This window comes from Pseudomonas peradeniyensis (genome assembly GCF_014268935.2).
GTDB lineage: Bacteria > Pseudomonadota > Gammaproteobacteria > Pseudomonadales > Pseudomonadaceae > Aquipseudomonas > Aquipseudomonas peradeniyensis.
In genome coordinates this window covers 710,572-736,678 of the sequence record NZ_JABWRJ020000001.1, presented here as the reverse complement: position 1 = coordinate 736,678, position 26,107 = coordinate 710,572, and the positions used below count along the sequence as shown (strand labels likewise).

Here is a 26,107-nt window from a genome sequence, read left to right as displayed (position 1 = left end):
TGCAGCCCTTTCGCGGCACAAGGCCGCTCCTACAGAGGATTGCACTCCCCCTGTAGGAGCGGGCTTGCCCCGCGATGGCTTCAACTCGCCCTGGGCAGGTCCGCCAGCACGCCTTCAATTTCAGCCAGCACCGCCGGATCATCCAATGTCGAGGGCGGCACGTAGTCCTGCCCATCGGCGATCTTGCGCAGCACCGCCCGCAGGATCTTGCCCGAGCGGGTCTTGGGCAGGCGCTTGACCAGGCGCACGCGGTTGAAGCAGGCCAGCGCGCCGATCTGTTCGCGCACGCTGGCCACCAGTTCGCCCTGCAACTGCGCCTCGCCAATGCCCTGGCCGTCCTTGAGCACCACCAGCGCCAACGGCACCTGGCCTTTGATCTCGTCGTGCACGCCGATCACCGCGCACTCGGCCACTGCCGGATGACGCGCCACCAGGTCCTCCATTTCACCGGTGGACAACCGATGCCCGGAGACGTTGATCACATCATCGGTGCGCCCCATGATGTAGACGAAGCCGTCCTCGTCCAGGTAGCCACCGTCACCGGTGTGGTAATAGCCCGGGTAGCTGTGCAGGTACGCCTGCAAGTAGCGCTCGTGGTCGCCCCACAGCGTCTGGCTGCACCCCGGCGGCAACGGCAGGGCGATGACGATCGCGCCCTGCTGGTTGGGCCCCAGCGGCTTGCCGTCGTCGTCCAGTACCTGCACGTGATAGCCCGGCACCGCACGGTTGCTCGACCCCGGCCGCGCCGCGCTGCCTTCAAGGCCGACGCAGGGCGCGGTCACCGGCCAGCCGGTCTCGGTCTGCCACCAGTGATCGTGCACCGGTTTGCCACTGACCCGTTCGAGCCATTCATGGGTGCTCGAATCGAGCTTCTCCCCAGCCAGGAACAGCTGGCGCAGCGAGCCGAGGTCATGGCGGCGGATCAGCTCGCCTTCCGGGTCTTCCTTGCGGATCGCGCGCATGGCGGTGGGCGCGCAGAACAAGCCGTTGACCTTGTACTGCTCCACCACCCGCCAATACGCCGAGGCATCCGGGGTGCGGATCGGCTTGCCCTCGTAGAACACCGTGGTACAGCCACTCATCAGCGGCCCATAGACGATCAGCGAATGGCCGACCACCCAGCCCACATCGGAAATCCCCCACCACACATCACCCGCCTGCATGCCGTAGACATGGCGCATGGCATAGCACAGGGCGACCGCGTTGCCGCCATTCTCGCGCACGATGCCCTTGGGTTTGCCGGTGGTGCCGGATGTGTACATGATGTACAGCGGGTCACCCGCGTCCAGCTCCACCGGTGCCACCGGCTCGGCGCCGACCAGCGCCTGCTGCCAGTCCAGGTCGCGCCCGGCCTGCAGTTCAGCACGCGCTTGCGGGCGTTGCAGCACCAGCACATGCCGCGGCTGATGGCGGGCCAGCTGCAGGGCGCGATCGACCAGGGGCTTGTATTCAATCACACGGTCGAACTCCAGCCCGCACGAGGCCGTGAGCAGCAGTGCCGGCCGGGCATCATCGATGCGCAGGGCCAGCTCGTTGGCGGCAAAGCCGCCGAACACCACCGAATGCACCGCGCCGATGCGGGCGCAGGCGAGCATGGCCATGGCCGCCTGGGGCACCATCGGCATATAGATGATCACCCCGTCGCCCTTGCCCACGCCCAGCGAACGCAGCAGCCCGGCCAGGCGCGCCACCTCATCACGCAGTTGGTGGTAGGTGAAGGTCTGCTGCACGCCGGTCACGGGCGAATCGTAGACCAGCGCCAGCTGTTCGCCACGGCCCAGCTCGATCTGGTGGTCGAGGGCCAGGTGGCAGCTGTTGAGGCGGCCGTCGGCGAACCAACGGTGGGTGCCGTCGGCGTTCTGTTGCAGGGCCTGGGTCGGCTTGCGCTGCCAGGCCAGTTGCTCGGCCTGGGCCTGCCAGAAGGCGGCGGGATCGGAAATGGAATGGGCGTAGCTGTGCTGATAGGTCATTGGTTCGCAACCCGGTACTTGTTGTTATTGAAGGGCGAACCTTGAGTATGGACCGGGGTGACGGCGCCGCCATCGGACTTAAGTCGCAACCCATATGCAGATTTGCCGCACCCCAGCGCTTACAATGCTCGGCCCCGAACACAGAACAGTCCCATGCATACCCTCGACGACCTGCGCGCCGGCCGCCTGCGCGGCATCACCCGCCTGAACCTCTGCCAGGAGCTGACTGATTTCCCCCGGGAGATCTTCGACCTGGCCGACAGCCTCGAGGTGCTCGACCTCACCGGCAACAGGCTGAGCGACCTGCCCGCAGACCTGCACCGCCTGACCCGGCTCAAGGTGCTGTTCTGCTCCAATAACCGGTTTACCCACCTGCCCCACGCCATCGGCCGTTGCCAGGCGCTCGAGACCGCAGGTTTCAGGGGCAACCGCATCACCCGTGTCGACGCCCAGGCGCTGCCGCCCTCGCTGCGTTCGCTGGTGCTCACCGACAACGCGCTGGAGCAACTGCCCGAAGCCTTGGGCGACTGTGCTCAGTTGCAGAAACTGATGCTCGCCGGCAATCGCCTGTGCGGCCTGCCGCAAAGCCTGGCGCGCTGCGAACGGCTGGAGCTGCTGCGCATCGCCAGCAACCGCCTGCAGGCCCTGCCCGACTGGCTGCTGCGCATGCCACGCCTGGCCTGGCTGGCGTATGCCGACAACCCACTGCCGCCGGGCCTGGTGGCGCCCGCCGCGGACGGGCACTGCCCTGTGCTGCACTGGCAGGACATCGACCTTGGGCAGGAACTCGGCCGCGGCGCCTCCGGGGTAATTCACCGTGCCCACCTGCGCGACCAGGATGCCCCGGTGGCGGTCAAGCTGTACAAGGGCGCGATCACCAGCGATGGCTCGCCGCTGGCGGAAATGAGCGCTTGCATCGCCGCCGGTGACCACCCGCAACTGGTGCGCCTGGCCGGACGCATCGACGACCACCCGCAACAGCTGCCGGCCCTGGTGATGCAACTGATCGACGCGCACTGGTCGAACCTGGCCGGTCCTCCCAGCCTCGACAGCTGCACCCGCGACCGCTACCCGGACAACCGCCCCCTGAGCTTGCCCGCCCTGCGTCGCCTGGTCGGCGGTATCGCCTCGGTCTGCGCCCACCTGCATGAGCGTGGCTTGAGCCATGGCGACCTCTATGCCCACAACATCCTGTTCGACGACGATGGCCAGTGCCTGCTGGGGGACTTCGGCGCCGCCTCGTTCCATCCGCAGGACGGCGGCGTCCAGGCCCAGGCGCTCGAACGCCTGGAGGTGCGCGCCTTCGGCATCCTCCTGGAAGAACTGCTGCAGCAGTGCGCCGAGCAGGAGCACGCGTTGCAGGCATTGGCGCTAAGCTGCCAACAGGCCGATGTGATGGCTCGCCCGTCCTTCGCCAGCCTGGCGGCGCAATTACGCGGTTAAGCGCCCCACAACGGTGCAAAGCCTCTAGAATAGGCCACCCCTCCCGCCACAGAACCGCGCCATGGATATCGAGCAGGCCCGCACCTTCCTGGAAATCGTCCGCTGCGGCAGCCTGGTCGCCGCCGCCGAGCGCCTGTTCGTGTCGCAGACCGCGATCAGCGCCCGGGTCCAGCGCCTGGAGCAGCAACTGGGCTGCCAGCTGTTCGTGCGCAGCCGCAATGGCGCCAGCCTCACCAGCGACGGCGAGGCGTTCGTCAGCTATGCCAACCAGCTGGTGCAGACCTGGGAAGCGGCGCGCCGCGACCTGCCGCTGCCCCAGGGCTGCCAGCAGGTGCTGCACGTGGGCGCCGAGGTGAGCCTGGGCAATCCGATGCTGCTCGACTGGGTCAGCGCCCTGCATTGCGAGCTACCCAGCCACGCCATCCGCAGCGAGGTCAGCGACGGCGAATCGCTGCTGCGCAAGGTGCAGATGGGTCTGCTCGACGCTGCGCTGGTCTACCAGCCGACCTATGGCCCGGGCCTGCAGGTCGAGCAGTTGATGGAAGAGAAGCTGATCCGCGTGCGCCGGGTCAATGCGCCCGATCCGTATGTCTATATCGACTGGGGCGAGGCATTCCGCCGCCAGCACGATGCCGCCCTGCCCGACCTGTCACGCCCGGCCCTGAGCTTCAACCTTGGGCCACTGGCGCTACAGTTCATCCTCGACCGCGGCGGCAGCGGCTATTTCCGCACGCGGGTGGTGCAGGCCTACCTGCAAAGCGGCGTGTTCGAGCGCGTGCCCCAGGCGCCGGAGTTCACCTACCCGACCTTCCTGGTGCATGCCCGCGAACGCGACAGCGAGGCCCTGCAACAGGCTTTCGCGGTGCTGCGCCGACTGGTGGCGGCCGGTGAAAGCGACTGGTCACAACGCTGGGACCCGCTGATCTGAGCCCGACGCGGCGGCGCTGAGCAGGTGTCGCTTGAGGCCGGCGATCAGGTCGGTCTGGGTGATCACCCCCACCAGACGCTCGCCGTCGAGTACCGGCAGGCAGTGCAAGCCTTGTTCACTGAGCAACGGCAGCAAGCGTTCCAGGGGTTGCTCGCCGTCGACACTGACCACCCGGCGGCTCATCACCTGTTCCAGGCGCACGGGCTGGCGCCGGAACAGACCACGCCAGCTGAACCGCCCACGGGCCATGGCCGCGCCGACCAGGTCGCTGAGGCTGACGATGCCGACCAGGCGGCCATCTTCCAGCACCGGCAGGGTCTTCAGGTGGTGGTCGGCGAGCATTCGCCAGGCCCGCTCCAGGGTGGTGGCCGGGGTGGCGAACTGTACGTCACGGGACATCACCAAGCGCGCGGTGATGCCGCCCAGGCTGCGCTGCAGGGCATGCTGCTCGGTGGCCAGGATGATGCGTTCCAGTTCGTCGCGAGTGACGTCGACGAATTCGCCGATCTCTGCCAGGGCCTGGTCCAGGTCTTCGCCCCGGATACCGACCCGCTCGCCCGCAAGGGGATCGTGAGTATGGTGCGGATCCTTGCGCGGCGCCGCACCCTTGGGGTAGCGCACGCCGGTCAGGCGGTTGTACAGCACCGCCACGCCCACCAGCACCAGCGCATTGAGCAGCACCGGTTCGAGCAGGTGATCACCCATGGCCACCAGGCCCGGATCGGCCAGTACCGCGCTCACCGCCACGCCGCCACCGGGCGGGTGCAGGCAGCGCAGCAGGCACATCGCCAGGATCGCGATACCCAGCGCCGCCGCCGCGACCCACAGGCCATCACCGAAACCGTGGCGCATGGCCAGGCCCACCACGCCAGCCAGGGCATAGCTGCCCAGCACCGGCCAGGGCTGGGCCAGGGGCCCGGAGTGCACGGCGAATACCAGCACCGCCGAGGCCGCCAGCGGACCGAGCAGGTGCAGGGCGATGGATGGGCCGTAGGCCAGGCTGCACAAGTAGCCGGCGAGAAACAGGCCCAGCAGCGCGCCGAGGCCAGCGCGCAGCCACTCTTTTGGGGGAATGTTCAGGGGCGCCGGAAGCAGGCGCTGCAAGCGGGATGGGGGACGCGAGGCAGGCATCGGGGTATTCGGATCGTGTTCTTGTGCGGAAAAAGAAAGCCCAGCGCGACCGGCCTGGGCCCTGTGTTGCGCAATGCAATGGCGCAAGGGGCTCCGTCCATGGAGAGATGGAAACTGCAGGGTTTCGTGGGGAGGGATTGTGCCGGGTGTGGGCAGTGACGGGCCAATTCAAAAAACTGCGGCTGTACTGCAATTTTTTTGCAGGGTTGATCCGTTCCTCTTGAGGCCATGCGCAATCCTGTAGGAGCGGCCTTGCCGAGGCGTCGGACCGGTCGGAAAGGGCCGCAAAGCGGCCCCAGCGATCTTTGCGTCAACGCTGAAACCCTGGGGCTGCTACGCAGCCCTTTCGCGGCACAAGGCCGCTCCTACAGGGGATTGCGTAGCCCGGATCAACGTCCTTTGCGCGGCAGGTCAATGCTGACCCGCAGCCCGCCCTGTGGGCTTTCCAGCAGCGCAATCCGCCCGCCCCAGGCCTCGACGATATCGCGCACGATGCCCAGCCCCAGGCCATGGCCGTCGACCTGCTCGTCCAGCCGCGAGCCGCGCTCGAGCACCTGCAGGCGCTGCGTCTCGGGGATGCCCGGACCATCGTCGTCCACCCACAGCCGGTAACCCTCGGCGGTCGGCGCGATACCCAGGCGCACCTCGCTGTCGGCCCATTTGCAGGCGTTGTCCAGCAGGTTGCCGAGCAACTCCAGCAGGTCCTCGCGGTCCCAGGGCAACAACAGCCCGGGCGGTACATCCCGCTCCAGCAGCAGGCCTTCGCCATGGATCATGCCCAGGGTCGCCAGCAGCCCCGGCAACTCGGCGTCGCAGTCGAACTGCGCGCCCGGCAGCGCGTCGCCGGCCAGGCGCGCGCGGTTGAGCTCGCGGGCCAGGCGCTGCTGGATCTGCTCCAGCTGCTCGCGCATCTGCGCACGCACCTCGGGCAATGCCTGCAGGCGCTCGCTGGCGGCCAGGCTGAGCAGTACCGCCAGTGGCGTCTTCAAGGCATGGCCGAGGTTGCCCAGGGCATTGCGCGAGCGGCGCAGGCTGTCCTCGGTGTGGGCCAGCAGGTGGTTGATCTGGTCCACCAGCGGTTGCAGCTCGCTGGGCACCTCGGCGTCCAGTTGCGAACGCTGGCCCTGCTGCAACTGGGCGATCTGCTGGCGCGCCCGTTCCAGCGGGCGCAGCGAGCGGGTCACGGTGATGCGCTGCAGCACCAGCACCAGCAGCAAGGCCACCAGGCCCAGGCCCAGGCCGATCTGCTGCATGTGCCGGAAGCCGTCGCGCACCGGCGAATAATCCTGGGCCACGCTGATCGAGATGTCCTGCCCCAGGCGCCGGTAATCACCACGATAGGCCAGCAGTTGCTGACCCTCGGGGCCCAGCTCGTGGCCATCGTCCAGCCCCGGCTTGCCGGGCTTGGGCATGTCCATGTCCCACAACGAACGCGAGCGCCAGGTGCCCTGGTCGAAATCGATACGGAAGTAATAGCCCGAGAACGGCTGCTGATACGCCGCCGACAGTCGTCGCTCGTCCAGTTGCAGGCCGGACGGGCCACGCACCAGCGCCACCAGCAGGTTCTCGCTTTCCTTGCGCAGGCCGGCTTCCAGGTAGCGTTGCAGGCCGGCCTCGAACAGCCACAGGGTCAACTGCGCCAGGGCCAGCCCCACCACCACCAGCACCGCCACCAGGCCCAGGCTCAGGCGCGCCTGGATCGACTTCACGCGGCGCTCCCGGCGTACACGTAACCCTGGCCGCGGCGGGTCTCGATCACGCTGCGGCCGAGCTTGCGCCGCAGATGGTTGACGTGAACCTCCAGCACATTGGAGTCGCGCTCGGTTTCGCCGTCATACAGGTGCTCGGCCAGGTGGCTCTTGGACAGCACCTGCCCCGGATGCAGCATGAAGTAGCGCAGCAGGCGGAACTCGGCGGCGGTGAGCTGGACATCGACACCCTCGCGGCTCACGCACTGGCGCGATTCGTCCAGGTGCAGGCCGGCCGCTTCCAGCTTCGGCTGGTTGGCCAGTCCCTTGGCCCGGCGCAGCAGGGCCTGGATGCGCAGTTGCAGCTCCTCGGGGTGGAACGGCTTGCTCAGGTAATCGTCGGCGCCGGCCTTGAGCCCCTCGATCCGCTCGGCCCAGGAGCCGCGGGCGGTGAGGATCAGCACCGGGGTGGCCAGGCCGGCCGCGCGCCACTGCGCCAGTACCTCGAGCCCCGGCAAGCCGGGCAGGCCGAGGTCGAGGATGATCAGGTCGTAGGGTTCGCTCTGGCCCTGGTACACCGCGTCGCGGCCATCGGCCAGCCAGTCCACGGCGTAGCCCTGGCGTTGTAGGGCGGCGGTCAGTTCGTCGGCCAGGGGGACATTGTCCTCGACAAGCAGCAGGCGCATTCAGTCGTCTTCCTCGTCTTTGAGCAACTCGCCGGTGCGGGCATCGAGCTTGATCTCGCGCACCACGCCGGCCGGGGTCAGCAGTTCGACCTCGTACTCGTAGCGCTCGTGCTTCTCTTCCAGCTCCGCTTCCAACAGCCGCGCCCCGGGGTAACGCCCCAGGGCGGACTCGAGCAGTTGCTCCAGCGGCAGGATGATGCCCTTTTGCCGAAGGGCCAGGGCTTCATCCTGATCCAGGTCGCGCGCGGCGGCCAGCGAGCAGACGGTCATCAGTGCGAAGGCAAGATAGCGCGTTGTTCGCGGTAGATCGCTCATCAGTTGTCCCGGGCGTCCCGCAGCACTTCACCGGTCTTGGCATCGACGTCCACGTCCCACTCGGCGTTCTGCGCATCACGCAGCTCGACCTTCAGCACGTAGCGGCCATAGGTGTTTTCCAGTTCGGAATCGGTGATGGTGGCGCCTGGGTGCTTGGCCTTGGCGATGTCTGCGATTTTCTGCAGCGACTGAACGGTACCTGCCTTTTCCAGGCCACTGATCTCGTGAGCCGGTACATCGGCCAGGGCAACGCTGGCGCCAAGCGTCAGGGCGGCGGCAGTAACAAGGGCAGTCAAAGTTTTCATGAGGTTCTCTCCAGCGAGATATGTAATTTGTCTACGGGGTTAAGATTAACCACCGGTCCTTAACTCAACCTGAAAACAGCTGGCCGCATGATAGCGCAGCTCTTGGTGCCCATGCGCAGTCCCCTGTAGGAGCGGCCTTGCCGAGGCGTCGGACCGGTCGGAAAGGGCTGCAAAGCAGCCCCGGCGATCTTTGCATCAACGCTGAAATCCTGGGGCCGCTTTGCGGCCCTTTCGCGACACAAGGCCGCTCCTACAGGGGATGTGTACGTCCAGCCCCGCGATACAGCCGGCAAAACCTCTATACTGCCCGCCTGCCCCACCCGAGACCCCGCCATGAGCGCCATCCACATCAAGTACCCCGCCCTGACCTTCAAGGCCGGCCAGCGTGCCCTGCGCCAGATCCGCGAGCGCGGCCTGCGGGCCGCCGATGTCGGTGTGCTGCCGGGTGCCGCCGGTGGCCCCAAGCCGCTGGGGATCCAAGGCCTGGACCTGGCGTTGTTCGGTGAATGGCTGCCCAGCGCGCCGCGCCAGCGCGCGCTGATCGGCGCCTCGATCGGTGCCTGGCGCTTCGCCAGCGCCTGCCTCGACGATCCGGTCGCCGGCCTCCGCCGCCTGGGCGAGCTGTACACCGAGCAGGACTTCGCCAAGGGCGTGACGCCGAAAGAGATCAGCCAGAGCTGCCAGCGCATGCTCGACGACCTGCTGCAAGGCCGCGACGGGCAGGTCCTGGCCAACCCGCACTATCGCCTGAACATCCTGGTGGTGAAGAGCCATGGCCAGCTCGCCCACGACCACCGCGGCCGCCTGGGCATGGGCCTGTCCTCGGTGATCGCCAGCAACCTGCTGGGGCGCTCGCGCCTGGGCCGGCATTTCGAGCGGGTCATCCTCCACGACCAACGCGCCGCCCCGCCGCTGGAGCCACTGACCGACTTCCCGTCGCGCAGCCTGCCGCTGGACCTGGCCAACCTGCGCCACGCCCTGCTCGCCTCGGGCTCGATCCCCATGGTCATGGAAGGCGTGCGCGACATTCCCGGCGCCGGCGCCGGCACCTACCGCGACGGCGGCCTGCTCGACTATCACCTGGACCTGCCCTACCAGGGCGACGACCTGGTGCTCTACCCGCACTTCACCGACAAGGTGGTGCCCGGCTGGTTCGACAAGGCCCTGCCCTGGCGCAAGGGCGACGCCACGCGCCTGCAGAACGTGCTGCTGATGACCCCGTCGCCGCAATACCTGGCCGCCCTGCCCTACGGCAAGCTGCCGGACCGCAACGACTTCAAGCGCTTCATGGGCGATGCGCCGGGCCGCAGGCACTACTGGTACCAGGCCATGGCCGAAAGCCGGCGCCTGGGCGACGAACTGCTGGAGCTGATCGCCACCGGGCGGTTGCAGGATCGGTTGCAAGCCTTGTAGCGGGCATGCTGGTAGACTGCGCGCATCGTTGATTCACACAGAGTTATGCCAGCGTGGAAATCTTTAAGGAATTTACCTTCGAATCGGCTCACCGCCTGCCCAACGTCCCTGCCGGCCACAAGTGCGGTCGCCTGCATGGCCACTCGTTCAAGGTCGCCCTGCACCTGACCGGCCCGCTCGATCCGCACACCGGCTGGATCCGCGACTTCTCCGAGATCAAGGCGATCTTCAAGCCGATCTACGAGCAATTGGACCACAACTACCTGAACGACATTCCGGGCCTGGAAAACCCCACCAGCGAAGTGATCGCCAAGTGGATCTGGGACCAGGTCAAGCCGCTGCTGCCGGAGCTGTCGAAGGTGCGGATCCATGAGACTTGCACCAGCGGGTGCGAGTACACCGGCGACTGATCAGGGATCTTCACTGGCCTCTTCGCGGGCTTGCCCGCGAAGAGGCCAGCACTACCACCCCAGAACTCAGCCCTGCCCGCGATCCAGGGCATCACGCAGAAAGCTCGGCGCGATATAGCGCTGGTAATGCGCCTCCGACAGCAGGAAGAATTCCCGGTCGATGGCATCGCGCAACTGCGGCAGTTCCCAGTCGCGGAACTCCGGCAGCAGCGCCATCCCGTACGCCTCCAGGTCACGGATCATCCGCGCCCCGCGGGCGATCAGCTGATACGCCCAGCAATACTCGGACTGGTGCGCCACGAAGCGGATCGAACGCTGCTCCAGCTGCTGGCGCAGCAGCTCTTTGTCGAACACTTCCAGCTTGGCCATCATCACCTGCACCAGCAGTTGCTCCAGGCGCAGCCACACGGCGCGCTTCTGCTCGTCGTCGTAGCCGTTCCAGTGGATCACTTCGTGGTGAAAGCGCTTGCAGCCGCGGCACACCAGGTCGCCGTAGACCGTGGAGCACAGGCCGACGCAAGGGGTCTTGATGGATTGGTTGGACATGTAGAAACAACGGCTTGGCGGTGGAACACCGGTTCATGTTAGCCCTTTGTCTAACCAGGGTCACCCGTTAAAGTCATCTACGCCGCCTTACTTTCGGCTTATTTTTGCCGTAGAATCACTCCGCCTTTTCAAGGCAACAATGTCCGTTGGAAGCTGTTTTCAAAGCGTCACGAGCACAGTTCATCCGGTAGAACGGCGTTGGCCCTGTCCATGCAAGCGCGCATGGCCATGGCCAACCCCTCATCAGCCTTCCGTTCTACAGGCGTAAAACTTTGAAAGCAGCTTCTGTAAGGATTCTCTGCGACCCTGGCTTGCCGGCCCAAAAAGCCGTCTTGAGCGCATGGGTGCATGGGAATGCTGGATGAGCGTCCCGGACTCCCTTTAGGGACCACTGATGAGGGTAATAACTGTGCTTGAAGCCTACCGCAAACACATCGAAGAGCGTGCCGCTCTGGGTATCGTGCCCCAGCCGCTGAACGCCGAACAAACTGCAGGCCTGGTCGAGCTGCTGAAAAACCCGCCGGCCGGCGAAGAAGCCTTCCTCGTAGACCTGATCACCAACCGCGTTCCGCCAGGGGTCGACGAAGCCGCCTACGTCAAGGCCGCGTTCCTCTCCGCCGTCGCCAAGGGTGAAGCCAAGTCCCCGCTGATCGACCGCAAGCACGCCACCGAGCTGCTGGGCACCATGCAGGGCGGCTACAACATCGAGACGCTGGTCGCGCTGCTGGACGACGCCGAACTGGGCGCCGTCGCGGCCGAACAGCTCAAGCACACCCTGCTGATGTTCGATGCCTTCCACGATGTGGCTGAAAAAGCCAAGGCTGGCAACGCCCATGCCAAGGCCGTGCTGGAATCCTGGGCTGCCGGCGAGTGGTTCACCAGCCGTCCGGCGATCGCCGACAAGTACACCCTGACCGTGTTCAAGGTGCCTGGCGAAACCAACACCGACGACCTGTCCCCTGCCCCGGACGCCTGGTCGCGCCCTGACATCCCACTGCACGCCCTGGCCATGCTGAAGATGGCCCGCGACGGCATCGAGCCTTCGCAGCCAGGTTCGGTCGGCCCGCTGGCCCAGATCGAAGCCGTGAAAGCCAAAGGCTTCCCGGTTGCCTACGTCGGTGACGTGGTCGGTACCGGTTCCTCGCGTAAATCCGCCACCAACTCGGTGCTGTGGTTCTTCGGCGACGACATCCCGTACGTGCCGAACAAGCGCGCCGGTGGTTTCTGCTTCGGCACCAAGATCGCCCCGATCTTCTACAACACCATGGAAGACGCCGGCGCCCTGCCGATCGAATTCGACTGCACCAACCTGGCCATGGGCGACGTCATCGACGTCTACCCGTTCAAAGGTGAAGTGCGCCGTCATGGCAGCGACGAGCTGGTCACCAGCTTCGAACTGAAGACCGAAGTACTGCTCGACGAAGTCCGCGCCGGTGGCCGTATCCCGCTGATCGTCGGCCGTGGCCTGACCGAGAAAGCCCGCGCCGAACTGGGCCAGGCTCCATCGGACCTGTTCAAGAAACCCGAGCAGCCAGCCGCTTCGACCAAGGGCTTCACCCTGGCGCAGAAGATGGTCGGTCGCGCCTGCGGCCTGCCGGAAGGCCAGGGCGTGCGTCCAGGCACCTACTGCGAGCCGAAGATGACCACCGTCGGTTCCCAGGACACCACGGGCCCGATGACCCGCGACGAGCTGAAAGACCTGGCGTGCCTGGGCTTCTCCGCCGACCTGGTGATGCAGTCGTTCTGCCACACCGCGGCCTATCCGAAGCCGATCGACGTCACCACCCACCACACCCTGCCAGACTTCATCCGCACCCGTGGCGGCGTGTCGCTGCGCCCAGGCGACGGCATCATCCACAGCTGGCTGAACCGCATGCTGATGCCTGACACCGTCGGCACCGGTGGCGACTCGCACACCCGCTTCCCGATCGGCATCTCGTTCCCGGCCGGTTCCGGCCTGGTGGCCTTCGCCGCCGCCACCGGCGTCATGCCGCTGGACATGCCGGAGTCGATCCTGGTCCGCTTCAAGGGCAAGCTGCAGCCTGGCATCACCCTGCGTGACCTGGTGCATGCCATCCCTTACTACGCCATCCAGAAAGGCCTGCTGACCGTCGAGAAGAAAGGCAAGAAGAACGCCTTCTCCGGCCGCATCCTGGAGATCGAAGGCCTGAACGACCTGACCGTCGAGCAAGCCTTCGAGCTGTCCGACGCCTCGGCCGAACGTTCCGCCGCCGGTTGCACCATCAAGCTGCCAGAGAAGGCCATCGCCGAGTACCTGCAGTCCAACATCACCCTGCTGCGCTGGATGATCAGCGAAGGCTACGGCGATGCCCGTACCCTGGAGCGTCGTGCCCAGGCGATGGAAGCCTGGCTGGCCAACCCGGTGCTGCTGGAAGCCGACAAGGACGCCGAATACGCCGAGATCATCGAAATCGACCTGGCCGACGTCAAGGAGCCTGTGCTCTGCGCGCCGAACGACCCGGACGACGCACGCCTGCTGTCGACCGTACAGGGCCAGAAGATCGACGAAGTGTTCATCGGTTCGTGCATGACCAACATCGGTCACTTCCGCGCCGCCGGCAAGCTGCTGGACAAGGTCAAGGGCGGTATCCCGACCCGCCTGTGGCTGGCCCCGCCAACCAAGATGGACGCCCACCAGCTGACCGAGGAAGGCTACTACGGCATCTACGGCAAGGCTGGCGCGCGCATGGAAATGCCAGGCTGCTCGCTGTGCATGGGTAACCAGGCACGTGTGCAGACCGGTTCCACCGTAGTCTCCACTTCGACCCGTAACTTCCCGAACCGTCTGGGCGACGCCACCAACGTGTACCTGGCCTCGGCCGAGCTGGCTGCTGTGGCTTCGATCATCGGCAAGCTGCCGACCGTCGAAGAGTACATGCAGTACGCGAAAGACATCGACAGCATGGCTGCCGACGTCTACCGCTACCTGAGCTTCGACCAGATCGCCGAGTTCCGCGAAGCCGCGGCCAACGCCAAGATCCCGGTGGTTCAGGCGTAAGCAGCTGCAAGTGGTAAGTTACAAGCGGTAAGAAGAAGCCCCGGTAGAGATACCGGGGCTTTTTTGTTAGCGCCGCCGGCCTCATCGCTGGCAAGCCAGCTCCCACAGGATCGCGCAGTGCTCAAGGTCTGCGCCAAACCTGTGGGAGCTGGCTTGCCAGCGATGAGGCCGCAACAGGCAACATCAAATCACGAACAGATCGACAAACCTGTGCACCGGCATGCCCTCCAGCCTCGCCTGGTCCTTGCACAACGCCACGATCTCCTCACAGCGCTGCCGCGCAAACCGCGTCGCCAGGTTCTCGCGGAACTTGGCCTCGAGCAACGGCATCCCCTCCTCCCGCCGACGCCGATGCCCGATCGGGTACTCCACCACTACCTGCGGCGTGTGCGAGCCGTCCTTGAAGAACACCTGTACGCCATTAGCGATGGAGCGTTTGTCGGCCTCCAGGTACTCGCGGCTGAAGCGCGGCTCCTCGACGATCACCATCTTCTCGCGCAGGCGGTCGATGCTCGGGTGCGCGGCATGGAAGGCATCCTCGTAGTGCTCGGCCACCAGGTCACCGAATATCAACGGCACCGCCGTCATGTATTGCAGGCAGTGGTCGCGGTCCGCGGCGTTGGCCAGCGGGCCCTCCTTGGAAATGATGCGAATCGCCGACTCATGGGTGGTGATGACGATCCGGTCGATCTCGTGCAGGCGGTTGCGCACCTGCGGGTGCAGGGTCACCGCGGCCTCGCAGGCGGTCTGGGCGTGGAACTCGGCGGGGAAGCTGATCTTGAACAGCACGTTTTCCATCACGTAGCTGCCCAACGGCTGCGGCAGGCGCAGTTCACGCAGCGGCTCGGGCTTGAGCGCCAGGTCCTTGTTGGTGTGGCTGAACGACACATCGTAGAAGCCCCACTGCCTGGCGGTCAGCGCACCGGGCACGCCCATCTCGCCACGCAGGGCGATATCGGCCAGGCGCACGCCGCGGCTGGAGGCATCCCCCGCTGCCCATGACTTGCGCGACCCGGCATTGGGCGCGTGGCGGTAGGTGCGCAGGGCCTGGCCATCGACGAAGGCGTGGGACAGCGCCGACAGCAGTTGCTCGCGATTGGCGCCCATCAGCTTGGCGCAGACCGCCGTGGAGGCGACCTTGACCAGCAGCACATGGTCCAGGCCGACCCGGTTGAACGAGTTCTCCAGCGCCAGCACGCCCTGGATCTCGTGGGCCATGACCATGGCATCGAGCACCTCGCGCATGACCAGGGGCGCCTCGCCATTGGCCAAACGCGTTTGCGAGAGGTGGTCGGTAACCGCCAGGATACCGCCGAGGTTGTCCGAGGGATGGCCCCACTCCGCCGCCAGCCAGGTGTCGTTGTAGTCCAGCCAGCGGACGATGCAGCCGATGTCCCAGGCGGCCTTGACCGGGTCAAGGCGGTAGCTGGTGCCCGGCACGCGAGCGCCATGGGGGACGATTGTGCCTTCGACCAACGGGCCAAGATGCTTGGTGCATTCGGGGAAGCGCAGGGCCAGCAGGCCGCAGCCCAGGGTGTCCATCAGGCAATGGCGGGCGGTGTTCAGGGCTTCGGGGGAATCGACGCGGTAGCCGAGCACGTAGTCGGCGAGGGTCTGCAGGACCTGGTCGTAGTCGGGGCGGGTGTTGGATTCAGTATTGGCGCTCATTGGCGGCTCCTTTGCAACTGGGGCTGCGGCGCAGCCCATCGCCGGCAAGCCGGCTCCCACCCCGACCGCGCCGCCCTCAAGCCAAGCGCTATCCCTGTGGGAGCCGGCTTGCCGGCGATGGGCCGCGAGAGCGGCCCCGCTCAACGAATGCCGAGCACTACTGATGCCTTAGAAACTATCACCGGGCACGCGCACCCAGCCCTCCATCAGCACCCGAGCGCTTCGGCTCATGATTGCCTTGGTCACGGTCCATTGCCCGTCCACCCGACGCGCCTCGGCCCCGACCCGCAACGTTCCGGACGGATGGCCGAAACGCACGGCACTTCGTTCGCCGCCACCGGCGGCAAGGTTGACCAGCGTCCCCGGGATCGCCGCAGCGGTGCCGATGGCCACCGCCGCGGTACCCATCATCGCGTGGTGCAGCTTGCCCATCGACAGCGCACGCACCAGCAAGTCAACGTCCTCGGCGGCGACAACCTTGCCACTGGAGGAGGTATAGCCGGTCGGTGCCGCGACGAACGCCACCTTCGGCGTGTGCTGGCGCCCAGCGGCCTGGTCGATGTGCTCGATCAGCCCCATGCGCACCGCGCCATGGGCACGGATGGTCTCGAAACGCTGCAATGCCGCTGCATCGCCGTTGATCGCGTCCTGCAGCTCGGTACCGGTATAGCCGATATCGGCGGCATTGACGAAGATGGTCGGGATGCCGGCGTTGATCAGGGTCGCCTTGAAGGTGCCGACACCCGGCACCTCGAGGTCGTCGACCAGGTTGCCGGTGGGGAACATCGCCCCGCCGTCACCATCCTCGTCGGCGGCCGGGTCGAGGAATTCCAGCTGCACCTCGGCGGCCGGGAAGGTCACGCCGTCAAGCTCGAAATCGCCGGTTTCCTGCACCTCGCCGTCGGTGATCGGCACATGGGCGATGATGGTCTTGCCGATGTTGGCCTGCCAGATCCGCACGGTGGCGATGCCATTGCGCGGGATGCGGCTGGCATCGACCAACCCGCCGCTGATGGCGAACGAGCCGACCGCGGCGGACAGGTTGCCGCAGTTGCCACTCCAGTCGACGAAGGCCTTGTCGATCGAGACCTGGCCGAACAGGTAGTCGACGTCGTGGTCGGCCTTGATGCTCTTCGACAGGATCACCGTCTTGCTGGTGCTGGAGGTGGCGCCGCCCATGCCGTCGATCTGCTTGCCGTACGGGTCGGGGCTGCCGATCACCCGCAGCAGCAGGGCGTCACGGGCCGGGCCCGGGATCTGGGCCCGCTCGGGCAGGTCCTGGAGGCGGAAGAACACGCCTTTGCTGGTGCCGCCACGAATATAGGTGGCGGGGATTTTGATCTGGGGTACATGAGCCATTGTCTTGGGCATCCTGATAGTCCGGTGAAGTACCCTGGGGCTGCCCTGCAGCCCTTTCGCGACACAAGGCCGCTCCCACAGGTACTGCGCCGCTCTTTGTGGGAGCGGCCTTGTGTCGCGAAAGGGCCGCAAAGCGGCCCCCGTTTCATGCTCAGGCCGCGCCTTCCAGGAAGTCCTGGGCAAAGCGCTGCAGCACGCCACCCGCCTCGTAGATCGACACCTCTTCGGCGGTATCCAGGCGGCAGGTCACCGGCACCTCGACACGTTCGCCATTGCGCCGCGTCACCACCAGGGTCAGCGTCGCCCGTGGCGTGCGCTCGCCGAGCACATCGTAGGTCTCGCTGCCATCCAGGCCCAGGGTCTTGCGGTCGGTGCCCGGCTTGAACTCCAGCGGCAGCACGCCCATGCCCACCAGGTTGGTGCGGTGGATACGCTCGAAGCCTTCGGCGACGATGGCCTCGACACCAGCCAGGCGCACGCCCTTGGCCGCCCAGTCACGGGACGAGCCCTGGCCGTAGTCGGCACCGGCAACGATGATCAGCGGCTGCTTGCGCTCCATGTAGGTCTCGATGGCCTCCCACATGCGAGTCACCTTGCCTTCCGGCTCAAGGCGCGCCAGCGAACCCTGCTTCACGCTGCCGTCGTCCTTGCGCACCATCTCGTTGAACAGCTTGGGGTTGGCGAAGGTGGCGCGCTGGGCGGTCAGGTGGTCACCGCGGTGGGTGGCGTAGGAGTTGAAGTCCTCCTCCGGCAGGCCCATCTTCGCCAGGTACTCGCCGGCGGCGCTGTCGAGCATGATGGCGTTGGACGGCGACAGGTGATCGGTGGTGATGTTGTCCGGCAGCACCGCCAGCGGGCGCATGCCACGCAGGGTACGCTCACCGGCCAGGGCGCCTTCCCAGTACGGCGGACGGCGGATGTAGGTGCTCATCGGGCGCCACTCATACAGCGGCGCGACCTTCGGCCCCTTGTCTTCCTCGATGGTGAACATCGGGATGTACACCTGGCGGAACTGCTCCGGCTTGACCGAGGCACGCACCACGGCGTCGATCTCCTCATCGCTCGGCCAGATGTCCTTGAGACGGATCTCCTTACCGTCGACCACGCCCAGCACATCCTTCTCGATATCGAAGCGGATGGTGCCGGCGATGGCGTAGGCCACCACCAGCGGCGGCGAAGCCAGGAACGCCTGCTTGGCGTACGGGTGGATGCGCCCGTCGAAATTGCGGTTGCCCGACAGCACGGCGGTGGCGTACAGGTCGCGGTCGATGATTTCCTGCTGGATCACCGGGTCCAGCGCACCGGACATGCCGTTGCAGGTGGTGCAGGCGAAGGCGACGATGCCGAAGCCCAGTTGCTCCAGCTCCTGCTCCAGGCCTGCTTCCTTGAGGTACAACTGCACGGCCTTGGAGCCCGGCGCCAGCGACGACTTGACCCATGGCTTGCGGACCAGGCCGAGCTTGTTGGCGTTGCGCGCCAGCAGGCCGGCGGCGATCACGTTGCGCGGGTTGCTGGTGTTGGTGCAGCTGGTGATGGCGGCGATGATCACCGCACCATCCGGCATCTGCCCAGGCACTTCTTGCCATTGGCCGGCAATGCCCTTGGCCGCCAGGTCGCTGGTGGCCACCCGGGCGTGCGGGTTGGACGGGCCGGCCATGTTGCGCACCACGCTCGACAGGTCGAAGCTCAGGGTGCGCTCGTACTCGGCCTTGGCCAGGCTGTCGGCCCACAGGCCGGCGGCCTTGGCGTAGGTCTCCACCAGCTGCACTTGCTGGTCATCGCGGCCAGTGAGCTTGAGGTAGTCGATGGTCTGCGGGTCGATGGCGAACATCGCCGCGGTGGCGCCGTATTCCGGGGCCATGTTGGAAATGGTGGCACGGTCGCCCAGGGTCAGCGCGCTGGCGCCGGCACCGTGGAACTCCAGGTAGGCGCCGACCACCTTCTGCTTGCGCAGGAACTCGGTGAGCGCCAGCACCAGGTCGGTGGCGGTGATGTTCGGCGCCAGGCGACCGGTCAGCTCGACGCCGACGATCTCCGGCAGGCGCATCCACGAGGCGCGGCCGAGCATCACGTTCTCGGCCTCCAGGCCGCCGACGCCGATGGCGATCACGCCCAGGGCATCCACGTGCGGGGTGTGGCTGTCGGTGCCGACGCAGGTGTCCGGGTAGGCCACGCCGCGATCGTTGTGGATCACCGGCGACATCTTCTCCAGGTTGATCTGGTGCATGATGCCGTTGCCCGGCTGGATCACGTCGACGTTCTTGAACGCCTGCTTGGTCCAGTTGATGAAGTGGAAACGGTCTTCGTTGCGGCGGTCCTCGATGGCGCGGTTCTTCTCGAACGCCTGCGGGTCGAAGCCGCCGCATTCGACGGCCAGCGAGTGGTCGACGATCAGCTGTACCGGCACCACCGGGTTGACCTGGGCCGGGTCGCCGCCCTTGTCGGCGATGGCGTCGCGCAGGCCGGCCAGGTCGACCAGGGCGGTCTGGCCGAGGATGTCGTGGCACACGACGCGGGCCGGGAACCAGGGGAAGTCGAGGTCGCGCTTGCGCTCGATCAGCTGTTCCAGCGAGGCGTTGAGGGTGGCCGGGTCACAGCGGCGCACCAGGTTTTCGGCGAGTACGCGGGAGGTGTACGGCAGGCCGTCGTAGGCGCCGGGTTTGATCGCCTCGACCGCGGCACGGGCGTCGAAGTAGTCCAGGGCGGTGCCTGGCAGGTTCTTGCGGAATGCGGTGTTCATATCGTTATCGGGCTCGGTCACGGTTTACCTGGGCAGGCATTGGCAGATTCGTGGGAGCGGGCTTGCCCCGCGATTGCATCGCATGCGCCAGCGAGGTTGAACCTGCTGGCGCAATCGCGGGGCAAGCCCGTTCCCACAACAGACCTACAGCCTGTCTCTTCTGATCAGCGCTGCTCGATCGGCACGAACTGGCGCTGCTCGACGCCGACGTACTCGGCGCTCGGGCGGATGATGCGGTTGTTGGCGCGCTGTTCGAACACGTGCGCGGCCCAGCCGGTCAGGCGCGAGCAGACGAAGATCGGGGTGAACAGCTTGGTCGGGATGCCCATGAAGTGGTACGCCGAGGCATGGTAGAAGTCGGCGTTGGGGAACAGGCGCTTCTGCTCCCACATGGTCTTGTCGATGGCCTCGGAAACCGGGTACAGGACCTTGTCGCCGACTTCATCGGCGAGTTGCTTGGCCCAGCCCTTGATCACCTCGTTGCGCGGATCGGACTCTTTATAGATGGCGTGGCCGAAGCCCATGATCTTGTCCTTGCGCTCGAGCATGCGCAGCAGCTCGGCGGTGGCTTCCTGCGGGGTCTGGAAGCGTTCGATCAGTTCCATTGCCGCTTCGTTGGCGCCGCCGTGCAGCGGGCCGCGCAGCGAGCCGATGGCGGCGGTCACGCAGGAGTACAGGTCGGACAGGGTCGAGGCGCAGACCCGGGCGGTGAAGGTCGAGGCGTTGAACTCGTGCTCGGCGTAGAGGATCAGCGAAACGTTCATCACCTTGACGTGCAGCGCGCTCGGTTTCTTGCCGTGCAGCAGATGCAGGAAGTGGCCGCCGAGGGTGTCCTCGTCGCTGGTGCAGTCGATGCGCACGCCGTGGTGGGTGAAGCGGTACCAGTAGCACATCACGGCTGGGAACAGCGCCAGCAGGCGGTCGGTCTTCTCGCGCTGGGCGTCGAAGGTCAGTTCCGGTTCCAGGGTGCCAAGCACCGAGCAGCCGGTGCGCATCACGTCCATCGGGTGGGCGTCGCGCGGGATGCGCTCGAGCACTTCCTTCAGCGCTTGCGGCAGGTCGCGCAGGCCCTTGAGCTTGCGCTTGTAGTCGGCAAGCTCAGCCTTGCTCGGCAGCTCGCCGTACAGCAGCAGGTAGGCGACTTCCTCGAACTCGGCGCCGGCGGCCAGGTCGCGCACGTCATAGCCGCGGTAGGTCAGGCCGGCGCCGGCCTGGCCGACGGTCGACAGCGCGGTCTGGCCGGCCACCTGGCCACGCAGGCCCGCGCCACTGAGTACTTTTGCTTCGGCCATGGTGTTTCTCCTTTCTTGAATTTGTTATCGAAGTCTTTTCTGGCTAATCAGGGGTGGCTGTACCGGCGCATTCGCGGGGCAAGCCCGCTCCTACAGGTACAGCGTCAGGCCTTTCTACCCTTTTTTCTGCGCAAACAACGCATCGAGGCTCTGCTCGAAGGCGTGGTAGCCGATGGCATCGTAGAGCTCCATGCGGGTCTGCATGGTGTCGATCACGTTCTTCTGGGTGCCGTCGCGGCGCAGCGCGGTGTAGACGTTCTCGGCCGCCTTGTTCATGGCGCGGAAGGCCGACAGCGGGTACAGCACCAGCGACACGTCGACCGAGGCCAGTTCCTCGGTGGTGTACAGCGGCGTGGCGCCGAACTCGGTGATGTTGGCCAGGATCGGCGCCTTCACCCGGTCGGCGAAGGTCTTGTACATCGAAAGCTCGGTAATGGCTTCCGGGAAGATCATGTCGGCGCCGGCCTCAATGCAGGCGGCGGCGCGGTCCAGGGCGGCGTTCAGGCCTTCCACGGCCAGCGCGTCGGTGCGCGCCATGATCACGAAACTGTCGTCGCTGCGGGCGTCGACGGCGGCCTTGATGCGGTCGACCATCTCCTGCTGCGAGACGATCTCCTTGTTCGGGCGATGGCCGCAGCGCTTGGCGCCGACCTGGTCCTCGATATGAATGGCTGCAGCACCGAACTTGCTCATCGACTTGACGGTGCGGGCGACGTTGAAGGCCGAGGCGCCAAAGCCGGTGTCGACATCCACCAGCAGCGGCAGGTCGCACACGTCGGTGATGCGCCGCACGTCGGTGAGCACGTCGTCCAGGCCGCTGATGCCCAGGTCCGGCAGGCCCAGGGAGCCGGCGGCGACACCGCCGCCGGACAGGTAGATGGCCTTGAAGCCGGCGCGCTTGGCCAGCAGGGCGTGGTTGGCGTTGATGGTCCCGACCACCTGCAGCGGATGTTCGGCGGCGACCGCGTCACGGAAACGCTGGCCGGGCGTGCTCTTCACTGTCATGACTCACCTCGTGGGCTATTGTTGTCGGCACCTTGGTAGTGGCGCTCGATATTGCGTTTGGATGCGCCGATGTGGCGACGCATCAGGAGTTCTGCCAGTTCGCCGTCGCGAGCTTCGATGGCATCGAGGATGCGGTGGTGCTCGGAGAAGGCCTGGCGCGGGCGGTTGGGCGTGCTGGAGAACTGGATGCGGTACATGCGCACCAGCTGGTACAGCTCGCCGCAGAGCATCTTGTACAGGGTCTGGTTGCCGCTGCCCTGGATGATCCGGTAGTGGAAGTCGTAGTCGCCTTCCTGCTGGTAGTAGCCCTGGCCGGCCTGGAACGCGGCGTCGCGCTCATGGGTGTCGAGCACGTGGCGCAGCTCGTCGATGGCCGCCTGGCTCATGCGCTCGGCGGCCAGGCGGCAGGCCATGCCTTCGAGGGATTCGCGGATTTCGTACAGCTCGATCAGCTCGGCATGGCTGAGCGACACCACCCGGGCGCCGACATGGGGCACGCGCACCAGCAGGCGCTGGCCCTCCAGGCGATGAATCGCCTCGCGCAACGGGCCACGACTGATGCCGTAGGTGCGCGCCAGCTCCGGCTCGGAGATCTTGCTGCCGGGCGCGATGTCACCCTTGACGATGGCGGCCTGGATGCAGCGAAAGACGTGCTCCGAGAGGGTCTCGGTCTCGTCCTGGGGCAATGTGGTGGCCGGGGCTGTGTCCAGCATGATTGTCGACACCTTCAAAATCAGTGACGCCAAAACTAGCCAAATAGAGGCATGGAGTCAAAGACAAAAAGAATATTGTCGACAATCGTCTAATAACGAACTTACCCCGCTTTCATGGGGTCTGATCGCGGGCGCGCTGGCGTCAAGACATCGGCGTGATAGAATGCCGCGCTCCTTCGGGAGCATGGATAGTGTGTCTGTCATCATTTCATGTTGTTGACAGATCAATGAGGACGCTTGGCCAGTCGCCTTGCCCTGAAACCTGCACAGCACCGCGCCAGGATTATGAGACTCAAACCCGCTTTATTGCTGCTCTGCCTGACCCTGCTGCCGGCGCTCGCGCCCGCGGCCGAGAAGACCGTGTACGGCCTGAACGAATACGCCCGCCTGGGCGACCTTGACCTGGAAGTGGCGGCCAAGCTCGACACCGGCGCCAAGACCGCCTCGCTCAGCGCCCGCGACATCAAGCGTTTCAAGCGCAACGGCGAGAGCTGGGTGCGCTTCTACCTGGCCATCGACGCCGCGCACAAGCACCCCATCGAACGCCCCCTGGCCCGCGTCAGCAAGATCAAGCGCCGCGCCGGGGACTATGATGGCGAATCCGGCAAGGCCTACACCGCCCGTCCGGTCATCGAACTCGAGATCTGCATGGGCCAGACGCAACGCACCATCGAGGTCAACCTCACCGACCGCAGCGCTTTCCAGTTCCCGCTGCTGATCGGTTCCGAGGCCCTCAAGCACTTCGGTGCGCTGGTCGACCCAAGCCTTAAATACGCGGCCGGCAAACCTGCCTGCGCCACCGAAGCTCCCAAAGCAGAGTAATTCCGATGCGCTCTCTTACCCTCCATCTGAAAGTCCTGATCACCGTCCTGGTGCTGCTGGGCATCGCGATCACGGCCTACCAGATCTTCGCCCTCGGCATCCCGGTGACCGAGGACGAGACCGACGACCTGTGGAACATCGACGCCAAGGTCGAGTTCGTCGCCAGCGCCAAGGACCCGGTCAAGGTGCAGATGTTCGTGCCCCCGCTGAACCGTGACTACGTGAGCCTCAACGAGAGCTTCATCTCCAACAACTACGGGGTCAGCGTCAACCGCGCCGACGGCAACCGCAAGGTGACCTGGTCGGCCCGTCGCGCCAGCGGCAACCAGACCCTCTACTACCGCCTGGTGCTGACCAAGCGCTACAGCAACGAAAAGACCAAGATCAAGGGCCCGACCTTCCGCGACAGCCTGGCCGTCGAGGGCCCGGAGAAGATCGCCGCCGAAGCGCTGATGGCACCGATCCGCCAGCACTCGGCCGACGTCGAGACCTTCGTCAGCGAGACCATCAAGCGGGTCAACAATGTCAACGACGACAACGCCAAGCTGCTGCTGGCCGGCGACAACTCGCCGCTGAAGAAGGCCCAGGTCATCGACCTGCTGCTGTCCATCGCCCACGTGCCGCTGGAGAAGGTCCACACCATCCGCCTGGTGGCCGACACCCCGCAGAGCCCCGAACTGTGGCTGCGCAGCTTCAACGGCAACGACTGGCTGTACTTCAACCCGGAGACCGGCGAGCAGGGCCTGCCCAGCGACCGCCTGCTGTGGTGGACCGGTGACGACAACCTGATCACCGTCGATGGCGGCAAGAGGGCCACCGTCACCTTCAGCATGAACAACAGCGAGATGAACGCCATCCGCTTGGCCAAGCTGACCGACGAGAACACCGACGCCGACTTCCTCGAATACTCGCTGTACGGCTTGCCGCTGCAGACCCAGCAGACCTTCATGATCATGGTGATGATCCCGATCGGCGTGCTGGTGATCCTGGTGCTGCGCAACCTGATCGGCATCCAGACCCTGGGTACGTTCACCCCGGTGCTTATCGCCCTGGCCTTCCGCGAGACCCAGCTGGGCTTCGGCATCATCCTGTTCACGGTGATCACCGCCCTGGGCCTGTCGCTGCGCTCGTACCTTGAGCACCTCAAGCTACAGATGCTGCCGCGCCTGTCGGTGGTACTGACCTTCGTCGTGGTGCTGATCGCCGCCATCAGCCTGTTCAGCCACAAGCTGGGCCTGGAGCGAGGGCTGTCGGTGGCACTGTTCCCGATGGTGATCCTGACCATGACCATCGAGCGCCTGTCGATCACCTGGGAAGAGCGTGGCGGCGGCCATGCCATGAAAGTGGCCGTCGGCACCCTGTTCGCCGCCTCCATCGCGCACCTGCTGATGACCGTGCCGGAAGCGGTGTACTTCGTCTTCACCTTCCCGGCGGTGCTGCTGATCCTGGTGGGCTTCATGCTGGCGATGGGTCGCTACCGCGGCTACCGCCTGACCGAGCTCGTGCGCTTCAAGGCATTCCTGAAGAAGGCTGACGCCTGATGTTTGGCCTGATCAAGACGTGGAAAGCCCTGGAGGCCCGGGGCATCATGGGTATCAACCGGCGCAACGCGGACTACGTGTTGAAGTACAACAAGCGCCACCTGTACCCGATCGTCGACGACAAGATCATCACCAAGGAGCGCGCCCTGGCGGCCGGCATCCATGTGCCGGAGATGTACGGCATCATCGAGACCGAGAAGCAGATCGAGAAACTCGACGAGATCATCGGCGGACGCAGCGACTTCGTCATCAAGCCGGCCCAGGGCGCCGGCGGTGACGGCATCCTGGTGATCGCCGACCGGTTCGAAGATCGCTACCGCACCGTGTCGGGCAAGATCATCAGCCATGAGGAGATCGAGCACCAGATCTCCAGCATCCTCACCGGCCTGTACTCGCTGGGCGGGCACCGCGACCGCGCGCTGATCGAGTACCGGGTCACCCCGGACCAGATCTTCAAGAGCATCAGCTACGAAGGCGTGCCGGACATCCGTATCATCGTGCTGATGGGCTACCCGGTGATGGCCATGCTGCGCCTGCCGACCCGCCAGTCCGGCGGCAAGGCCAACCTGCACCAGGGCGCCATCGGCGTGGGCGTGGACCTGGCCACCGGCCTGACCTTGCGCGGCACCTGGCTGAACAAGATCATCAGCAAGCACCCGGACACCACCAACGCGGTGGACGGCGTGCAACTGCCGAACTGGGACGGTTTCATGAAGCTCGCCGCCAGCTGCTACGAGCTGTGCGGGCTGGGCTACATCGGCGTGGACATGGTCCTGGACCAGGACAAGGGCCCGCTGATCCTCGAGCTCAACGCCCGTCCGGGCCTGAACATCCAGATCGCCAACGACTGCGGCCTGACCCAGCGCACCCATGCCATCGAGGCGCACCTGGAGATGCTGGCCAAGGAAGGTCGCAGCGAGGATGCCGAGCAGCGCGTGAAGGTCTCGCAGGGCTTGTTCGGGCACGTCAATCCGCTGTAACCGCGCCCCTCTGTAGGAGCGGCCTTGCGCCGCGAAAGGGCTGCATAGCAGCCCCGACGATCTTTGCATCAACGCTGAAATCCTGGGGCCGCTTTGCGGCCCTTTCCGGCCGGTCCGACGCCTCGGCAAGGCC

At 65.9% G+C, this 26,107-nt stretch carries 21 protein-coding genes; 8 read left to right on the top strand and 13 right to left on the bottom strand.

Annotation, left to right across the window (positions count from 1 at the left end):
* Positions 1 to 80: 80 nt before the first annotated feature.
* Positions 81 to 1,970 (bottom strand): propionyl-CoA synthetase, encoded by a 1,890-nt coding sequence (locus tag HU751_RS03360; protein ID WP_186734318.1) that lies wholly within the window; start codon positions 1,968 to 1,970, stop codon positions 81 to 83.
* 153 nt (positions 1,971 to 2,123) lie between these two features.
* Between HU751_RS03360 and HU751_RS03355 the strand changes: the two genes are divergently transcribed.
* Both HU751_RS03355 and HU751_RS03350 read left to right on the top strand, forming a co-directional pair.
* Positions 2,124 to 3,413 (top strand): leucine-rich repeat-containing protein kinase family protein, encoded by a 1,290-nt coding sequence (locus HU751_RS03355; RefSeq protein WP_186734319.1) that lies wholly within the window; start codon positions 2,124 to 2,126, stop codon positions 3,411 to 3,413.
* A 61-nt stretch (positions 3,414 to 3,474) separates the two neighbouring features.
* Positions 3,475 to 4,341, top strand: coding sequence for a LysR family transcriptional regulator (locus HU751_RS03350; protein WP_186734320.1), 867 nt, complete (start codon positions 3,475 to 3,477; stop codon positions 4,339 to 4,341).
* On the opposite strand, the gene HU751_RS03345 is transcribed toward HU751_RS03350, so the two are convergent.
* The 5 genes from HU751_RS03345 to HU751_RS03325 all read right to left on the bottom strand — a co-directional run bounded on the left by HU751_RS03345 (position 4,315) and on the right by HU751_RS03325 (position 8,466).
* Entirely contained in the window at positions 4,315 to 5,472 is a 1,158-nt protein-coding gene (locus tag HU751_RS03345) for an HPP family protein (RefSeq protein WP_186734321.1), read from the bottom strand. The two genes, HU751_RS03350 and HU751_RS03345, sit on opposite strands and share 27 nt — an antisense overlap.
* 389 nt (positions 5,473 to 5,861) lie before the next feature.
* Complete coding sequence (locus HU751_RS03340; RefSeq protein ID WP_186734322.1) at positions 5,862 to 7,181, bottom strand: sensor histidine kinase; 1,320 nt, start codon at positions 7,179 to 7,181, stop codon at positions 5,862 to 5,864.
* Positions 7,178 to 7,846, bottom strand: a complete 669-nt coding sequence (locus HU751_RS03335; RefSeq protein WP_050705081.1) for a response regulator transcription factor — start codon at positions 7,844 to 7,846, stop codon at positions 7,178 to 7,180. The genes HU751_RS03340 and HU751_RS03335 overlap by 4 nt, the downstream gene beginning before the upstream one ends.
* A complete protein-coding gene (locus HU751_RS03330) occupies positions 7,847 to 8,161 on the bottom strand; it encodes a PepSY domain-containing protein (protein WP_186734323.1) in 315 nt (104 codons plus the stop codon).
* Positions 8,161 to 8,466 carry a PepSY domain-containing protein gene (locus HU751_RS03325; RefSeq protein ID WP_186734324.1) on the bottom strand — a complete coding sequence of 102 codons (306 nt, stop codon included), beginning with the start codon at positions 8,464 to 8,466 and terminating at the stop codon, positions 8,161 to 8,163. Before HU751_RS03325 ends, HU751_RS03330 begins: the two co-directional genes overlap by 1 nt.
* 333 nt (positions 8,467 to 8,799) lie before the next feature.
* Between HU751_RS03325 and HU751_RS03320 the strand changes: the two genes are divergently transcribed.
* Complete coding sequence (locus HU751_RS03320; RefSeq protein ID WP_186734325.1) at positions 8,800 to 9,879, top strand: patatin-like phospholipase family protein; 1,080 nt, start codon at positions 8,800 to 8,802, stop codon at positions 9,877 to 9,879.
* Positions 9,880 to 9,932: 53 nt separating this feature from the next.
* Positions 9,933 to 10,289, top strand: a complete 357-nt coding sequence (gene queD / locus HU751_RS03315) for a 6-carboxytetrahydropterin synthase QueD (RefSeq protein WP_023630589.1) — start codon at positions 9,933 to 9,935, stop codon at positions 10,287 to 10,289.
* Between the two features lie 66 nt (positions 10,290 to 10,355).
* Here the strand turns inward: queD and HU751_RS03310 are convergent, their stop codons facing one another.
* Positions 10,356 to 10,835 carry a DUF1289 domain-containing protein gene (locus tag HU751_RS03310; RefSeq protein WP_186734326.1) on the bottom strand — a complete coding sequence of 160 codons (480 nt, stop codon included), beginning with the start codon at positions 10,833 to 10,835 and terminating at the stop codon, positions 10,356 to 10,358.
* A gap of 409 nt (positions 10,836 to 11,244) precedes the next feature.
* Between HU751_RS03310 and acnB the strand changes: the two genes are divergently transcribed.
* Complete coding sequence (gene acnB / locus HU751_RS03305; RefSeq protein ID WP_186734354.1) at positions 11,245 to 13,854, top strand: bifunctional aconitate hydratase 2/2-methylisocitrate dehydratase; 2,610 nt, start codon at positions 11,245 to 11,247, stop codon at positions 13,852 to 13,854.
* 183 nt (positions 13,855 to 14,037) lie between these two features.
* Here the strand turns inward: acnB and prpD are convergent, their stop codons facing one another.
* The 6 genes from prpD to HU751_RS03275 all read right to left on the bottom strand — a co-directional run bounded on the left by prpD (position 14,038) and on the right by HU751_RS03275 (position 22,631).
* Complete coding sequence (gene prpD, locus HU751_RS03300; protein WP_186734327.1) at positions 14,038 to 15,522, bottom strand: 2-methylcitrate dehydratase; 1,485 nt, start codon at positions 15,520 to 15,522, stop codon at positions 14,038 to 14,040.
* A 168-nt stretch (positions 15,523 to 15,690) separates the two neighbouring features.
* Positions 15,691 to 16,881, bottom strand: a complete 1,191-nt coding sequence (prpF, locus tag HU751_RS03295) for a 2-methylaconitate cis-trans isomerase PrpF (protein WP_186734328.1) — start codon at positions 16,879 to 16,881, stop codon at positions 15,691 to 15,693.
* Between the two features lie 151 nt (positions 16,882 to 17,032).
* Entirely contained in the window at positions 17,033 to 19,621 is a 2,589-nt protein-coding gene (gene acnD, locus HU751_RS03290; protein ID WP_186734329.1) for a Fe/S-dependent 2-methylisocitrate dehydratase AcnD, read from the bottom strand.
* A 164-nt stretch (positions 19,622 to 19,785) separates the two neighbouring features.
* Complete coding sequence (gene prpC / locus HU751_RS03285; protein WP_028692605.1) at positions 19,786 to 20,913, bottom strand: bifunctional 2-methylcitrate synthase/citrate synthase; 1,128 nt, start codon at positions 20,911 to 20,913, stop codon at positions 19,786 to 19,788.
* A gap of 114 nt (positions 20,914 to 21,027) precedes the next feature.
* Positions 21,028 to 21,918, bottom strand: coding sequence for a methylisocitrate lyase (gene prpB, locus HU751_RS03280; RefSeq protein WP_028692606.1), 891 nt, complete (start codon positions 21,916 to 21,918; stop codon positions 21,028 to 21,030).
* Positions 21,915 to 22,631, bottom strand: coding sequence for a GntR family transcriptional regulator (locus HU751_RS03275; RefSeq protein WP_186734330.1), 717 nt, complete (start codon positions 22,629 to 22,631; stop codon positions 21,915 to 21,917). Before HU751_RS03275 ends, prpB begins: the two co-directional genes overlap by 4 nt.
* Before the next feature lie 285 nt (positions 22,632 to 22,916).
* Between HU751_RS03275 and rloA the strand changes: the two genes are divergently transcribed.
* From rloA to HU751_RS03260, 3 genes are read left to right on the top strand one after another with little or no spacing between them, the layout of a single operon-like run.
* Positions 22,917 to 23,453, top strand: a complete 537-nt coding sequence (gene rloA / locus HU751_RS03270) for a retropepsin-like aspartic peptidase RloA (RefSeq protein ID WP_186734331.1) — start codon at positions 22,917 to 22,919, stop codon at positions 23,451 to 23,453.
* A gap of 5 nt (positions 23,454 to 23,458) precedes the next feature.
* Positions 23,459 to 24,994: an osmotic stress tolerance membrane protein RloB gene (rloB, locus tag HU751_RS03265; RefSeq protein ID WP_186734332.1), complete on the top strand. Its 1,536-nt coding sequence runs from the start codon at positions 23,459 to 23,461 to the stop codon at positions 24,992 to 24,994.
* The gene (locus tag HU751_RS03260) at positions 24,994 to 25,974 is read left to right on the top strand and encodes an alpha-L-glutamate ligase-like protein (RefSeq protein ID WP_028692610.1); all 981 of its coding nucleotides are present in this window, start codon (positions 24,994 to 24,996) and stop codon (positions 25,972 to 25,974) included. Before rloB ends, HU751_RS03260 begins: the two co-directional genes overlap by 1 nt.
* Positions 25,975 to 26,107: the final 133 nt, after the last annotated feature.

Coding starts and splice junctions, on each gene's coding strand:
- HU751_RS03345 (WP_186734321.1), bottom strand. CDS start 5,472: ATGCCTGCCTCGCGTCCCCCATCCCGCTTGCAGCGCCTGCTTCCGGCG.
- HU751_RS03360 (WP_186734318.1), bottom strand. CDS start 1,970: ATGACCTATCAGCACAGCTACGCCCATTCCATTTCCGATCCCGCCGCC.
- rloA (WP_186734331.1), top strand. CDS start 22,917: ATGAGACTCAAACCCGCTTTATTGCTGCTCTGCCTGACCCTGCTGCCG.
- HU751_RS03355 (WP_186734319.1), top strand. CDS start 2,124: ATGCATACCCTCGACGACCTGCGCGCCGGCCGCCTGCGCGGCATCACC.
- HU751_RS03310 (WP_186734326.1), bottom strand. CDS start 10,835: ATGTCCAACCAATCCATCAAGACCCCTTGCGTCGGCCTGTGCTCCACG.
- HU751_RS03335 (WP_050705081.1), bottom strand. CDS start 7,846: ATGCGCCTGCTGCTTGTCGAGGACAATGTCCCCCTGGCCGACGAACTG.
- prpF (WP_186734328.1), bottom strand. CDS start 16,881: ATGGCTCATGTACCCCAGATCAAAATCCCCGCCACCTATATTCGTGGC.
- HU751_RS03260 (WP_028692610.1), top strand. CDS start 24,994: ATGTTTGGCCTGATCAAGACGTGGAAAGCCCTGGAGGCCCGGGGCATC.
- HU751_RS03325 (WP_186734324.1), bottom strand. CDS start 8,466: ATGAAAACTTTGACTGCCCTTGTTACTGCCGCCGCCCTGACGCTTGGC.
- HU751_RS03350 (WP_186734320.1), top strand. CDS start 3,475: ATGGATATCGAGCAGGCCCGCACCTTCCTGGAAATCGTCCGCTGCGGC.
- HU751_RS03330 (WP_186734323.1), bottom strand. CDS start 8,161: ATGAGCGATCTACCGCGAACAACGCGCTATCTTGCCTTCGCACTGATG.
- prpB (WP_028692606.1), bottom strand. CDS start 21,918: ATGACAGTGAAGAGCACGCCCGGCCAGCGTTTCCGTGACGCGGTCGCC.
- acnD (WP_186734329.1), bottom strand. CDS start 19,621: ATGAACACCGCATTCCGCAAGAACCTGCCAGGCACCGCCCTGGACTAC.
- rloB (WP_186734332.1), top strand. CDS start 23,459: ATGCGCTCTCTTACCCTCCATCTGAAAGTCCTGATCACCGTCCTGGTG.
- prpC (WP_028692605.1), bottom strand. CDS start 20,913: ATGGCCGAAGCAAAAGTACTCAGTGGCGCGGGCCTGCGTGGCCAGGTG.
- HU751_RS03320 (WP_186734325.1), top strand. CDS start 8,800: ATGAGCGCCATCCACATCAAGTACCCCGCCCTGACCTTCAAGGCCGGC.
- HU751_RS03275 (WP_186734330.1), bottom strand. CDS start 22,631: ATGCTGGACACAGCCCCGGCCACCACATTGCCCCAGGACGAGACCGAG.
- prpD (WP_186734327.1), bottom strand. CDS start 15,522: ATGAGCGCCAATACTGAATCCAACACCCGCCCCGACTACGACCAGGTC.